The sequence below is a fragment of the Kosakonia oryziphila genome (assembly GCF_900094795.1).
Taxonomy (GTDB): domain Bacteria; phylum Pseudomonadota; class Gammaproteobacteria; order Enterobacterales; family Enterobacteriaceae; genus Kosakonia; species Kosakonia oryziphila.
On the sequence record NZ_FMBC01000049.1, the window covers coordinates 23,739 to 35,775 of the forward strand.

Here is a 12,037-nt window from a genome sequence, read left to right on the forward strand (position 1 = left end):
ACTGGCAATTCATACAATGTATACCCGTCATACTTCAAGTTGCATGTGCATTGGCTTTTTTATTCGGCTCATCCCTGAGCCTTACCCCTTCGGGGCCACTGCTTACAGCGTTCAAATCTGCGCCCGGCAGATTTGTCGCTCACCCCAGTCACGGACTTATGTAAGCTCCCGGGGATTACTGAGAGACATCCTGTCTCTCACCGGAGGCCAACCTTCGGTTGGGCAAATTCGTTCCCGACGAATTTGTCGCTGTGTCGCCGCCTTCCTGCAACTCGAATTATTTAGGGTATATATGAAATGAACGAGTGAATGATGAAAAAAAGCCCTTGCGTTTGTCAGCTAAAGTGGTTTAGGTTAATCAGCATTATGTGAATAAGCATTCATTGAGAATTTTATGACCCGCGTTCAATTTAAACACCACCATCATCACCATCATCCTGACTAGTCTTTCAGGCGATGTGTGCTGGAAGACGTTTGGATCTTCCAGTGGTGCGTGAACGCAGAGAAAGCCCCCGGAAGATCTTCTTCCGGGGGCTTTTTTTTTGAACCAAATTCAGCAGGATAAAGAGGACAACAGAATGTTAGATAACACGCGTTTACGCATAGCTATTCAGAAATCCGGCCGCCTGAGTGATGACTCTCGCGAACTTCTGGCCCGCTGCGGCATTAAGATCAACCTGCACACGCAGCGTCTGATCGCACTGGCGGAAAATATGCCGATCGATATTCTGCGCGTACGCGATGACGACATTCCGGGGCTGGTGATGGACGGTGTCGTCGACCTGGGCATTATTGGCGAGAACGTGCTTGAAGAAGAGTTGCTGAACCGCCGTGCACAGGGCGAAGATCCGCGCTACTTCACCCTGCGCCGTCTCGATTTTGGCGGTTGCCGCCTGTCACTGGCTACGCCGGTGGATGAGTCCTGGAACGGCCCGGAAGCGCTGGATGGCAAACGCATCGCCACCTCTTACCCGCACCTGTTGAAACGCTACCTGGATCAGAAAGGTGTTTCTTTCAAATCCTGTCTGCTGAACGGTTCTGTTGAAGTCGCCCCGCGCGCCGGTCTGGCCGACGCGATTTGCGACCTGGTATCAACCGGCGCCACGCTGGAAGCCAACGGTCTGCGCGAAGTCGAAGTGATTTACCGCTCGAAAGCGTGCCTTATCCAGCGCGACGGCGAGATGAGCGATGCCAAACAGCAACTGGTCGATAAATTGCTGACCCGCATCCAGGGCGTTATTCAGGCCCGTGAATCGAAATACATCATGATGCACGCGCCGAGCGAGCGTCTGGAAGAAGTTGTCGCTCTGCTGCCGGGTGCTGAACGCCCGACAATTCTGCCGCTGGCGGGCGATCAGCAGCGCGTGGCGATGCACATGGTGAGCAGCGAAACCCTGTTCTGGGAAACGATGGAAAAACTCAAAGCGCTGGGCGCCAGCTCCATCCTGGTTCTGCCAATTGAGAAGATGATGGAGTAAGGCCATGAGCTTCAATACCGTAATTGACTGGAACAGTTGTAGCGAACAACAGCAACGCGACCTGCTGATGCGCCCGGCTATCTCAGCCTCGGAGAGCATCACCCGCACGGTGGTGGAGATCCTTGATAATGTTCGCGCGCGCGGCGATAACGCACTGCGCGAGTACAGCGCCAAATTCGACAAAACGCAGGTTGACGCGCTGAAAGTCACCGCTGGCGAAATCCGCGATGCCAGCGCCCGACTGAGTGACGAACTCAAGCAAGCGATGGCCGTGGCGGTGAAAAATATCGACACCTTCCACAACGCGCAAAAATTGTCGACAGTGGATGTGGAAACATTGCCAGGCGTACGCTGCCAGCAAGTGACCCGCCCTATCGCCTCCGTAGGCCTGTATATTCCCGGCGGTTCGGCCCCGCTGTTCTCCACGGTGCTGATGCTGGCAACGCCGGCACGTATCGCTGGATGCCAGAAAGTGGTGCTCTGCTCGCCGCCCCCCATTGCTGATGAAATTCTCTATGCCGCACAGCTATGCGGCGTACAGGAGATCTTTAAAGTCGGCGGCGCGCAGGCCATTGCAGCACTGGCTTTCGGTACCGAATCCGTACCGAAAGTTGACAAGATCTTCGGGCCAGGAAACGCCTTTGTTACCGAAGCCAAACGCCAGGTGAGCCAGCGTCTGGATGGCGCAGCCATTGATATGCCGGCTGGCCCTTCTGAAGTGCTGGTGATTGCCGACAGCGGCGCAACGCCGGATTTTGTGGCCTCCGATCTGCTGTCGCAGGCGGAACACGGCCCCGATTCTCAGGTGATCCTGCTGACGCCGGACAGCAATATGGCTTCCCGTGTTGCCGACGCCGTTGCACGTCAACTGGCGGATCTGCCGCGCGCGGAAACCGCGCGCCAGGCGCTCTCTGCCAGCCGCCTGATTGTGGCGCGCGATCTGGCGCAGTGCGTGGCGATTTCCAATCTCTACGGCCCGGAACACTTGATTATTCAGACCCGCGATGCCCGCTCGCTTGTCGATGGTATCACCAGCGCCGGATCAGTGTTCCTCGGCGACTGGTCGCCGGAATCGGCTGGCGATTACGCTTCCGGCACTAACCACGTTCTGCCGACCTACGGCTATACCGCCACCTGCTCCAGCCTGGGGCTGGCGGATTTCCAGAAACGCATGACAGTGCAGGAACTCTCGCGCGATGGTTTTGCGCAGCTTGCCAGCACCATTGAAACGCTGGCGGAGGCTGAACGTCTGACCGCCCACAAAAACGCAGTCACTCTGCGCGTCAAGGCGCTGAAGGAGCAAGCATGAGCATCGAAGAACTGGCGCGTAAAAACGTACGCAAACTGACACCTTACCAGTCGGCCCGCCGCCTGGGCGGCAAAGGGGATGTCTGGCTGAACGCTAACGAGTTCCCGACAGCTGTGCAATATGAACTCACACAACAGACGCTGAACCGTTATCCGGAGTGCCAGCCGAAAGCGGTTATCGAAAATTATGCGCAGTATGCCGGGGTGAAACCGGAGCAGGTACTGGTCAGCCGTGGCGCAGATGAAGGTATTGAACTGCTGATCCGCGCCTTCTGCGAACCAGGTCAGGATGCGGTCCTGTTTTGCCCGCCAACTTACGGCATGTATAGCGTCAGCGCCGAAACGCTGGGCGTAGAGTACCGTACCGTGCAGACGCTGACAGACTGGCAGCTCGATTTACCGGCTATCGCTGACAAACTGGACGGCGTGAAAGTGGTCTACGTTTGTAGCCCGAACAATCCGACCGGACAGATTATCAAGCCGCAGGATATGCGCGTTTTGCTGGAAATGACGCGCGGTAAAGCCCTTGTGGTAGCCGATGAAGCCTATATTGAATTCTGCCCGCAGGCGACGCTGGTCGGCTGGCTGGCAGAATATCCGCATCTGGTAGTGCTGCGCACGCTGTCGAAAGCCTTTGCGCTGGCAGGCCTGCGTTGTGGATTCACGCTTGCCAATGAAGAGGTGATCGCCCTGCTGCTGAAAGTGATCGCTCCTTACCCGCTCTCTACGCCGGTGGCCGACATCGCCGCGCAAGCACTCAACCCGCTGGGTATTGTGGCCATGCGTGAGCGTGTGGCACAGATCCTCGCGGAGCGCCAGTATCTGGTTAGCGCATTAAAGGATATTCCGTGCGTTGAACAGGTGTTCGACTCAGAAACGAACTATATTCTCGTGCGCCTGACGGCCTCCAGTACGGTGTTTAAATCTTTGTGGGATCAGGGCATTATCCTGAGAGACCAGAACAAACAACCTTCTTTGAGCGGCTGCCTGCGCATCACCATCGGTACCCGTGAAGAGAGCCAGCGCGTCATCGACGCCTTACGTGCGGAGCAATTATGAGTCAGAAGTACCTGTTTATTGATCGTGACGGAACATTGATTTCCGAGCCGCCGAGCGACTTTCAGGTCGACAGCTTCGACAAGCTGGCCTTTGAGCCAGAGGTGATCCCGGTGCTGCTGAAGCTGCAAAAAGCGGGCTATCAACTGGTGATGATCACCAATCAGGATGGTCTGGGCACCAGCAGCTTCCCGCAGGCCGATTTCGATGGCCCGCATCATCTGATGATGCAGATCTTGACCTCGCAAGGGGTGAATTTTGAAGAGGTGCTGATCTGCCCACATTTCCCCGACGATGGCTGTGACTGCCGCAAACCGAAGGTGAAAATGGTGGAGCGCTGGCTGGCGGAACAGGCTCTGGATCGCGCCAACAGCTATGTGATTGGCGACCGCGCAACCGATATCGAACTGGCGGACAACATGGGGATCGGCGGTCTGCGCTATCACCGCGAGACGCTGAACTGGGCGATGATTGGCGAGCAACTGACGCGCCGCGATCGTTATGCGCACGTGGAACGCACCACCAAAGAGACGCAGATTGATGTCAAAGTGTGGCTGGATCGCGAAGGCAGCAGCAAAATTCACACCGGCGTCGGTTTCTTCGACCACATGCTGGATCAGATCGCCACCCACGGCGGTTTCCGCATGGAGATCACCGTTAAAGGCGACCTCTATATTGACGATCACCACACCGTGGAAGATACCGGCCTTGCGCTGGGCGAAGCGCTGAAACTGGCGCTGGGCGACAAACGCGGTATCAACCGTTTTGGCTTTGTACTGCCAATGGATGAGTGTCTGGCACGCTGCGCCATGGATATCTCCGGCCGTCCGCACCTGGAATATAAAGCTGAGTTCACCTATCAGCGCGTGGGCGATCTGAGCACCGAAATGGTCGAGCACTTCTTCCGCTCGCTCTCCTACACCATGGCGCTGACCCTGCATCTGAAGACCAAAGGCAAAAACGACCATCACCGAGTGGAAAGCCTGTTTAAAGCCTTCGGCCGCACGTTGCGTCAGGCAATTCGCGTGGAAGGCGATACCCTTCCCTCCTCAAAAGGAGTGCTGTAATGACTGTGGTGATCCTTGATACCGGCTGCGCCAACCTGAATTCGGTGAAATCTGCCATCGCTCGTCACGGGTATGAACCGCTAGTGAGCCGCGATCCGGATGTGGTGCTGCGCGCCGACAAACTGTTTCTTCCCGGCGTTGGCACGGCGCAAGCGGCGATGGACCAGTTACGTGAGCGCGAACTTATCGATCTGGTGAAAGCCTGCACCCAACCGGTGCTCGGTATTTGTCTTGGCATGCAGTTGCTGGGCCGTTTCAGCGAGGAGAATAAGGGCGTCGATTTGCTGGGCATCATCGACCAGGATGTGCCGAAAATGAAAGATGTCGGCCTGCCGCTGCCGCATATGGGCTGGAACCAGGTCTATCCCAAAGCGGGTAACCGCCTGTTTCAGGGCATTGAGGATGGCGCGTATTTCTACTTTGTTCACAGCTACGCGATGCCGGTCAATGAATATACCATTGCCCAGTGCCACTACGGTGAAGCGTTCACCGCCGCCGTGCAAAAAGATAACTTTTATGGCGTGCAGTTTCACCCGGAACGCTCGGGGCGCGCGGGCGCACAGCTACTGAAAAACTTCCTGGAGATGTGATGATTATTCCCGCTTTAGATTTAATCGACGGCACGGTGGTGCGTCTCCATCAGGGCGATTATGCGCAGCAGCGTGACTACGGCAACGATCCGCTGCCGCGTTTACAGGATTATGCTGCACAAGGTGCCGAAATTCTGCACCTGGTGGATTTAACCGGAGCGAAAGATCCAGCTAAACGCCAGATCCCGCTACTGAAAACGCTGGTCGCCGGGGTAAATATTCCGGTACAGGTCGGCGGTGGCGTGCGCAGTGAAGAAGATGTCGCTGCCCTGCTTGATGCTGGCGTGGCGCGGGTGGTGATCGGTTCGACCGCCGTCAAATCCCCGGAAGTGGTAAAAGGCTGGTTCACCCGTTTTGGTGCAGACCGGCTGGTGCTGGCACTGGATGTGCGTATTGATGAACAGGGTACGAAACAGGTGGCAGTCAGCGGCTGGCAGGAGAATTCCGGCGTCACGCTGGAGACGCTGGTGGAAACCTACCTCACTGTGGGCCTGAAACATGTGCTGTGTACGGATATTTCCCGCGACGGTACGCTGGCAGGCTCCAACGTTTCGCTGTACGAAGAGATTTGCGCACGCTGGCCGCACGTGGCGTTCCAGTCCTCCGGCGGTATTGGCGATATAAATGATATTGCCGCCCTGCGCGGTACCGGCGTACGCGGCGTGATTGTCGGACGCGCACTGCTGGAAGGTAAATTCACTGTGAAGGAGGCCATTCAATGCTGGCAAAACGGATAATCCCTTGTCTCGATGTACGTGATGGCCAGGTGGTGAAAGGCGTGCAGTTTCGCAATCACGAAATTATTGGCGATATTGTTCCACTGGCAAAACGCTATGCCGAAGAAGGCGCAGATGAGCTGGTGTTTTATGATATCACCGCCTCGAGTGATGGCCGTGTTGTGGATAAGAGCTGGGTTGCGCGCGTCGCGGAAGTGATTGATATCCCCTTCTGCGTGGCAGGCGGTATTAAATCTGCCGATGATGCTGCAAAAATTCTCTCGTTCGGCGCGGATAAAATCTCCATCAACTCTCCGGCGCTGGCAGATCCTGAGTTGATCACCCGACTGGCTGACCGCTTTGGTGTGCAGTGTATTGTGGTGGGGATTGATACCTGGTTTGATGCCGCGACCGGCAAATACCACGTAAACCAGTATACCGGCGATGAAAGCCGTACCCGCGTGACAAAATGGGAAACGCTGGACTGGGTGCAGGAAGTGCAGAAACGCGGTGCCGGGGAAATCGTGCTGAATATGATGAACCAGGATGGCGTGCGTAACGGTTACGATCTTGAGCAGTTGAAGAAAGTGCGTGCGGTGTGCCATGTTCCACTGATTGCTTCCGGCGGTGCAGGCACCATGGAGCATTTCCTGGAAGCGTTCCGTGACGCGGATGTTGACGGTGCGCTGGCCGCTTCTGTCTTCCATAAACAGATAATTAATATTGGCGAATTAAAAACGTTCCTGGCAAGCCAGGGTGTGGAGATAAGGGTATGTTAACAGAGCAACAACTGGCCCAACTGGACTGGGAAAAAACCGACGGACTGTTGCCCGCCGTGGTGCAACATGCGGTTTCCGGCGAAGTGCTGATGCTGGGTTATATGAACAAAGAGGCACTGGCGAAGACGCTGGAAAGCGGTAAAGTGACCTTTTTTTCCCGCACCAAAGGGCGTTTGTGGACCAAAGGGGAAACCTCTGGCCACTTCCTTAATTTGGTTAATATCGCCCCGGACTGTGACAACGATACCCTGCTGGTGCTGGTAAACCCGATCGGGCCGACCTGCCACACCGGCACCTCAAGCTGCTTTGGCGATAACAGCCATCAGTGGTTGTTCCTGTATCAGCTTGAAGAGTTGCTGGCATCGCGTAAAACCGCCGATCCGGCCAGTTCCTATACGGCCAGACTGTATGCCAGCGGCACCAAGCGTATCGCGCAAAAAGTCGGGGAAGAAGGTGTGGAAACCGCGCTGGCGGCGACCGTACACGACCGCGAAGAGCTGACGAATGAAGCCTCTGACCTGATGTACCACCTGCTGGTACTGTTGCAGGATCAACAGTTGGATCTGACGACCGTGATTGAGAACCTGCGCAAGCGGCATCAGTAAGGCGTAGGTAAGGCGTAAAAAAACCGGGCTGGCCCTAATGCTGATCGTTTAAGGATCGGTTGACCGATCCGGTGGCTGGTGTACAAAGGGTTCATGTTTCTGCATGGACCCTTTTTAATGGAACTCTCACAAGCCCTCGGCATCATCAACCTCGCCTCTCCTGAGCAGGCCCGTAATCTCGCCGACCTTATTCCCGAAGCGCTTATCCGCAAGGCGCTTACACTCTCTGACACCGTCACGCTGCGTAAACGTAAACTGCCTCTCGAGTCGATGATATGGCTGGTTGTCGGCATGTCCGTTTTCTGTCATCGCCCCCTGACCGAAATTGTCAATCTGATGGATATTGTGGACAGCACCGGCTCGCCTTTTACGGCCAGAAGTTCGGTTATACAGCGCCGTAAGACCCCGGGGGAGAATGCCGTCAGGGAACTGTTTGAACTCACACAGCTTCACTGGCATGAGCAGGCGAACCATCCGCACTGGCACGGTCTGAGACTCTGCGGGGTTGACGGTGTGGTCTGGCGTACACAGGACACCCCGGAAAATAACGATGCCTTCGGTAAGGCGTCAAATCAGCACGGTGAAAGAGGTTATCCGCAGGTGAGAATGGTGTGTCTGATGGAGCTGAGCAGCCACCTGATACAGGGCAGTGAATTTGACGGCTATGACGTCAATAAAATGCGGCTGGCGGCTCGCCTGAGCAGTAGTGCGTCAGACAACAGCATCACGCTGTTCGATAAAGGTTTTTACTCAACGGGGCTGCTGCACCACTGGCAGAATGCGGGTGAAAACCGGCACTGGCTGTTGCCGCTGAAAAAGAATACGCAGTATGAAGTCATCCATAAACTGGGGCGGCGGGACAGTCTGGTAAAAATCAGAACGACACCGCAGGCGAGAAAACAATGGGCAGCGCTGCCGGAGGAAATCACGGCGCGGCTTGTGACCAGGAAGATAGATGGCGTGGAGCGGCAGGTGCTGACCTCGCTGACAGATGCCTGCCGTTATCCGGGTGCGGCAGTGGTTGAGTTATACCGGCACAGGTGGGAAATCGAGCAGGGCTACCGGGAGGCGAAACAGGGAATGTTGTGTAACAGGTGGACGCTGCGCAGCCGGTTACCGGAGATGGTGCGACAGGAGCTGTGGGGTGTACTGCTGACCTATAATCTGGTGCGCTACCAGATGGTGAGAATGGCGTACCATCTGAAAGGATTATCTGCCGTACCAACTGAGCTTCAGCAGTGCGATAACAGAGATGATGCGGCTGCCGATAACCCTGCCGTGGGCCTCGCCGGGAACCGTGCCGGGGGAGCTAAAAAGGTTTTACGAACAGGCGAAACACTGTGTGTTGCCCATGAGACGGGAGCGAAGTTACCCGCGAGAGGTGAGAGCAAAATGCAAAAAGTATCCGGATAAAAAGGTTGCTGGTCACCTTAAGTGACCAGCATTAGGGCTAGCCCGGTTTTTTTATTTACGCGTTTGACTGATGATTCCTGAAGGCATTACGCATCAGTACATAGCCTGAACCAACAATAAGCCCCAGTAAAACCGCCAGCACCAGTGTCAATGCCAGTTTAGGACTGTCGCGGTGAATCGGTTCCGTGGGCTTCATAACATAACGGTAGCCATGAATACTTTCCGGATTCACCTCAATGGTCTGAATATTCAGGAGGTTTTGCCTGATTCTATAGTATTCATCCGAGAACGCCAGCGGACGAGAGGACTCATTCTTGATCATTGACTCCAGCGCTGAACTACCGAGCAAGAACAATGTATCCTGTGACACGTTTTCTGTCTGACGCACCTGCGGTGACTGTACCTCAGCCGCCTTCGCAACGGAGAGCGCCTGAGAAATCTGCTTAATACGCAGATCTTTTTGCTCCTGAGCCACTTTTTCCTGCGCGGCGAGCGTTTCAACCAAATCGGCCGTACGTGATTTAATACTGGCGTTTAAATCATCGATCAGTTCTTTAGCGATCTGTTGATCCACTTTCTCAATATATTGCGCCAGTTTTTGCTGAGCTTCCCTGGCCGTCTGGCCCTGATAAGTCAGTTTGAGAGGTAGCGGTTGCCCCTGCACCGCAGGGGCAATGGTCAGTTTTTCGGGTTCATCCTGGTTGTTAAGTGTTTCAGCCAACGCAGAAAAAGCCGCATTAAAACGGCCAATTACGCGCTGCTGAATGTCAGGCATGTCATATTTGCCATCATTATTCAGGACGCTCATGGCGTTCGTATAGCTGGCAATCTGCCCGGCATCAGGCGAACTGATCACAGCGACGGAAGTCCATTTCTCCCTGGCAACGTTTAAATAAACGACAGCAATAACCAGAAACAACAGAACAAATGATCCAACGAGCCATTTTCCACGCCAAACTTGCAAAAAAAGATCAATTAAATCAATATCTTCTTGATCTCTATCTCGTCTGGCTGGGAAGCCATTTTTTTCGTACGTCATAGCAACCTTAAATGAAAAGCGCATAAAAGAAATAGTATAGAGAGCGAGTTTAACCATTCATGCTTTTTTTTCTATAAGATTACATGTAAATATGTTTTTCTGTTTATTATTTCACCATATTCTGATGTCTATAACTTATAGCGATTAGCCTGCCAGCATCATACAATATGCGAATTGTATTAGATGTCATAAAGGATGAGAGATGAAATTTCTGGTTACCGGCGCTGCCGGCTTTATCGGCTTCCACGCCAGCAAGCGTCTTTTGCAGGCAGGGCACCAGGTTGTCGGGATTGATAATCTCAATGATTATTACGATGTGAGTCTTAAACAGGCACGCCTGGATCTGCTGGCCTCACCAGGCTTCAGCTTCCACAAGATTGATCTCGCCGACCGTGAAAATATGGCACAGCTGTTTGCAACTGAGAAGTTCGACCGGGTGATCCATTTGGCAGCGCAGGCTGGCGTACGCTACTCGCTGGAAAATCCACATATCTATGCCGAATCAAATCTCATTGGGCATCTGAACGTACTGGAAGGTTGCCGCCATAATAAAGTACAGCACCTGCTCTATGCCTCCTCCAGTTCCGTTTACGGCCTGAACCGTAAAATGCCGTTCTCCACTGATGATTCTGTTGATCATCCGGTTTCGCTGTATGCGGCAACCAAAAAAGCCAATGAATTGATGTCCCACACCTACTCTCACCTTTACGGATTACCCACTACCGGTTTGCGTTTCTTCACCGTTTATGGCCCGTGGGGCCGCCCGGACATGGCGCTGTTTAAATTCACCAAAGCGATGCTGGAAGGCAAAAGCATCGACGTTTATAACTACGGTAAGATGAAGCGCGACTTCACCTATATTGACGATATCGTTGAAGCGATTGTCCGTATGCAGGAGGTTATCCCGCAGGCCAATCCGGCCTGGACGGTTGAAACTGGCACACCGGCCAGCAGTTCTGCGCCTTATCACCTCTATAACATCGGCAATAGCTCGCCGGTGGAGTTGATGGATTACATTACGGCGCTGGAAGAGGCGCTGGACATTGAAGCCCAGAAAAATATGCTGCCAATTCAACCGGGCGATGTGCTGGAGACCAGTGCGGATACTCAACCCTTGTACGAAACGATTGGTTTCAAACCACAAACCTCGGTTAAAGAAGGGGTCAAACGTTTTGTTGAGTGGTACAGAGATTTTTATAAGATATAAAAAAACGGCCTTGATGGGCTGACGGTTCCCCATAAATAAAGACAGGCATAGAAGGTTGTGATCTACTTAGTGTTCCACCAAAAGTAAGGTCACTCCTCTATGCCTGTTTCACAAGTTTGCCATAAATTTTTCAGCCAGTCCCTGAACTCCATTCATCAGTACCGTAAAAACGCCCTGCTCGATATGACCGTGGCCCTGACGCGTGGTGCTTCGCTTTCTCTTACCAGCATCGGCCGATACCTGCCAGGCCCCGCACGTGTTAAGCACAAGATTAAGCGTGTTGACCGGCACCTCAACAGTGACCTGATGTTCAGTGATATTCCCGCCGTCTACCAGCAGCTTATATCCCGCCGTCTACCAGCAGCTTATATCCCGCCTCACACACAGCCTTTCAGTTTGTGTCATTGCCGTGGACTGGAGTGGCTATCCTTCCCCCTCTGTCAGGATAGTTGTCACCCCCATCGAAAATACTAATGACAGGATGGGAACAGATCGTGAAACGAATTTCACCAGAACGTAAAGCTGCTGCACTGGCTAAATTACTGCCGCCTTACAACATGACCGTCACCGCAGTTGCACAGATGGAAGGGATATCGGAAGCTACCCTCTATTACTGGCGTAACAAGGCGAAAGCAGAGGGAATACCGGTGCCGGGTGCAGACAAAACCACAGACCAATGGTCAGCCGAAGCCCGGCTGGCTGTGATTATTGAAACCGCCACACTCAGCGAAACAGAACTCGCGCAATACTGCCGTAAAAAAGGGCTTTACCCGGAACAG

The 12,037-nt window shown here is 54.0% G+C and carries 12 protein-coding genes, 2 pseudogenes and 1 other annotated feature; of the genes and pseudogenes, 13 read left to right on the top strand and 1 reads right to left on the bottom strand.

The window, feature by feature from the left end:
- Positions 1-394 precede the first annotated feature (394 nt).
- The 10 genes and pseudogenes from hisL (at position 395) to GA0061070_RS19620 (ending at position 9,037) form a co-directional block, all read left to right on the top strand.
- The gene (gene hisL / locus GA0061070_RS24890) at positions 395-445 is read left to right on the top strand and encodes a his operon leader peptide (RefSeq protein WP_001364200.1); all 51 of its coding nucleotides are present in this window, start codon (positions 395-397) and stop codon (positions 443-445) included.
- Positions 421-543 (top strand) — a sequence feature (His leader region). (Overlaps the previous gene by 25 nt.)
- Before the next feature lie 35 nt (positions 544-578).
- Entirely contained in the window at positions 579-1,478 is a 900-nt protein-coding gene (gene hisG, locus GA0061070_RS19580; RefSeq protein WP_090137650.1) for an ATP phosphoribosyltransferase, read from the top strand.
- A gap of 4 nt (positions 1,479-1,482) precedes the next feature.
- Complete coding sequence (gene hisD / locus GA0061070_RS19585) at positions 1,483-2,787, top strand: histidinol dehydrogenase (RefSeq protein WP_090137651.1); 1,305 nt, start codon at positions 1,483-1,485, stop codon at positions 2,785-2,787.
- Complete coding sequence (gene hisC, locus GA0061070_RS19590) at positions 2,784-3,845, top strand: histidinol-phosphate transaminase (RefSeq protein ID WP_090137652.1); 1,062 nt, start codon at positions 2,784-2,786, stop codon at positions 3,843-3,845. Before hisD ends, hisC begins: the two co-directional genes overlap by 4 nt.
- Positions 3,842-4,909, top strand: coding sequence for a bifunctional histidinol-phosphatase/imidazoleglycerol-phosphate dehydratase HisB (gene hisB, locus GA0061070_RS19595; protein ID WP_090137653.1), 1,068 nt, complete (start codon positions 3,842-3,844; stop codon positions 4,907-4,909). Before hisC ends, hisB begins: the two co-directional genes overlap by 4 nt.
- Complete coding sequence (gene hisH, locus GA0061070_RS19600) at positions 4,909-5,499, top strand: imidazole glycerol phosphate synthase subunit HisH (protein WP_090137654.1); 591 nt, start codon at positions 4,909-4,911, stop codon at positions 5,497-5,499. Before hisB ends, hisH begins: the two co-directional genes overlap by 1 nt.
- Positions 5,499-6,236, top strand: coding sequence for a 1-(5-phosphoribosyl)-5-[(5-phosphoribosylamino)methylideneamino]imidazole-4-carboxamide isomerase (gene hisA / locus GA0061070_RS19605; protein ID WP_090137655.1), 738 nt, complete (start codon positions 5,499-5,501; stop codon positions 6,234-6,236). Before hisH ends, hisA begins: the two co-directional genes overlap by 1 nt.
- The gene (gene hisF, locus GA0061070_RS19610) at positions 6,218-6,994 is read left to right on the top strand and encodes an imidazole glycerol phosphate synthase subunit HisF (RefSeq protein ID WP_090137656.1); all 777 of its coding nucleotides are present in this window, start codon (positions 6,218-6,220) and stop codon (positions 6,992-6,994) included. The genes hisA and hisF overlap by 19 nt, the downstream gene beginning before the upstream one ends.
- A complete protein-coding gene (gene hisIE, locus GA0061070_RS19615; RefSeq protein ID WP_007371298.1) occupies positions 6,988-7,599 on the top strand; it encodes a bifunctional phosphoribosyl-AMP cyclohydrolase/phosphoribosyl-ATP diphosphatase HisIE in 612 nt (203 codons plus the stop codon). The genes hisF and hisIE overlap by 7 nt, the downstream gene beginning before the upstream one ends.
- Before the next feature lie 117 nt (positions 7,600-7,716).
- Positions 7,717-9,037: pseudogene (locus GA0061070_RS19620) on the top strand (IS4 family transposase).
- Between the two features lie 30 nt (positions 9,038-9,067).
- Here GA0061070_RS19620 and wzzB read toward each other — a convergent pair.
- Complete coding sequence (wzzB, locus tag GA0061070_RS19625; protein WP_090137661.1) at positions 9,068-10,051, bottom strand: LPS O-antigen chain length determinant protein WzzB; 984 nt, start codon at positions 10,049-10,051, stop codon at positions 9,068-9,070.
- Positions 10,052-10,253: 202 nt separating this feature from the next.
- Here wzzB and GA0061070_RS19630 point away from each other — a divergent pair, with 202 nt between their 5' ends.
- The 3 genes and pseudogenes from GA0061070_RS19630 to GA0061070_RS19640 all read left to right on the top strand — a co-directional run.
- Complete coding sequence (locus GA0061070_RS19630; protein WP_090137657.1) at positions 10,254-11,258, top strand: NAD-dependent epimerase; 1,005 nt, start codon at positions 10,254-10,256, stop codon at positions 11,256-11,258.
- 99 nt (positions 11,259-11,357) lie between these two features.
- Positions 11,358-11,709: pseudogene (locus GA0061070_RS19635) on the top strand (IS4 family transposase); the annotation flags it as partial.
- 43 nt (positions 11,710-11,752) lie between these two features.
- A partial coding sequence (locus GA0061070_RS19640) for a transposase (protein ID WP_167353602.1) occupies positions 11,753-12,037 on the top strand: 285 nt, incomplete at its 3' end.

Coding starts and splice junctions, on each gene's coding strand:
- hisH (WP_090137654.1), top strand. CDS start 4,909: ATGACTGTGGTGATCCTTGATACCGGCTGCGCCAACCTGAATTCGGTG.
- GA0061070_RS19630 (WP_090137657.1), top strand. CDS start 10,254: ATGAAATTTCTGGTTACCGGCGCTGCCGGCTTTATCGGCTTCCACGCC.
- hisA (WP_090137655.1), top strand. CDS start 5,499: ATGATTATTCCCGCTTTAGATTTAATCGACGGCACGGTGGTGCGTCTC.
- hisD (WP_090137651.1), top strand. CDS start 1,483: ATGAGCTTCAATACCGTAATTGACTGGAACAGTTGTAGCGAACAACAG.
- hisG (WP_090137650.1), top strand. CDS start 579: ATGTTAGATAACACGCGTTTACGCATAGCTATTCAGAAATCCGGCCGC.
- wzzB (WP_090137661.1), bottom strand. CDS start 10,051: ATGACGTACGAAAAAAATGGCTTCCCAGCCAGACGAGATAGAGATCAA.
- hisF (WP_090137656.1), top strand. CDS start 6,218: ATGCTGGCAAAACGGATAATCCCTTGTCTCGATGTACGTGATGGCCAG.
- hisIE (WP_007371298.1), top strand. CDS start 6,988: ATGTTAACAGAGCAACAACTGGCCCAACTGGACTGGGAAAAAACCGAC.
- hisB (WP_090137653.1), top strand. CDS start 3,842: ATGAGTCAGAAGTACCTGTTTATTGATCGTGACGGAACATTGATTTCC.
- hisC (WP_090137652.1), top strand. CDS start 2,784: ATGAGCATCGAAGAACTGGCGCGTAAAAACGTACGCAAACTGACACCT.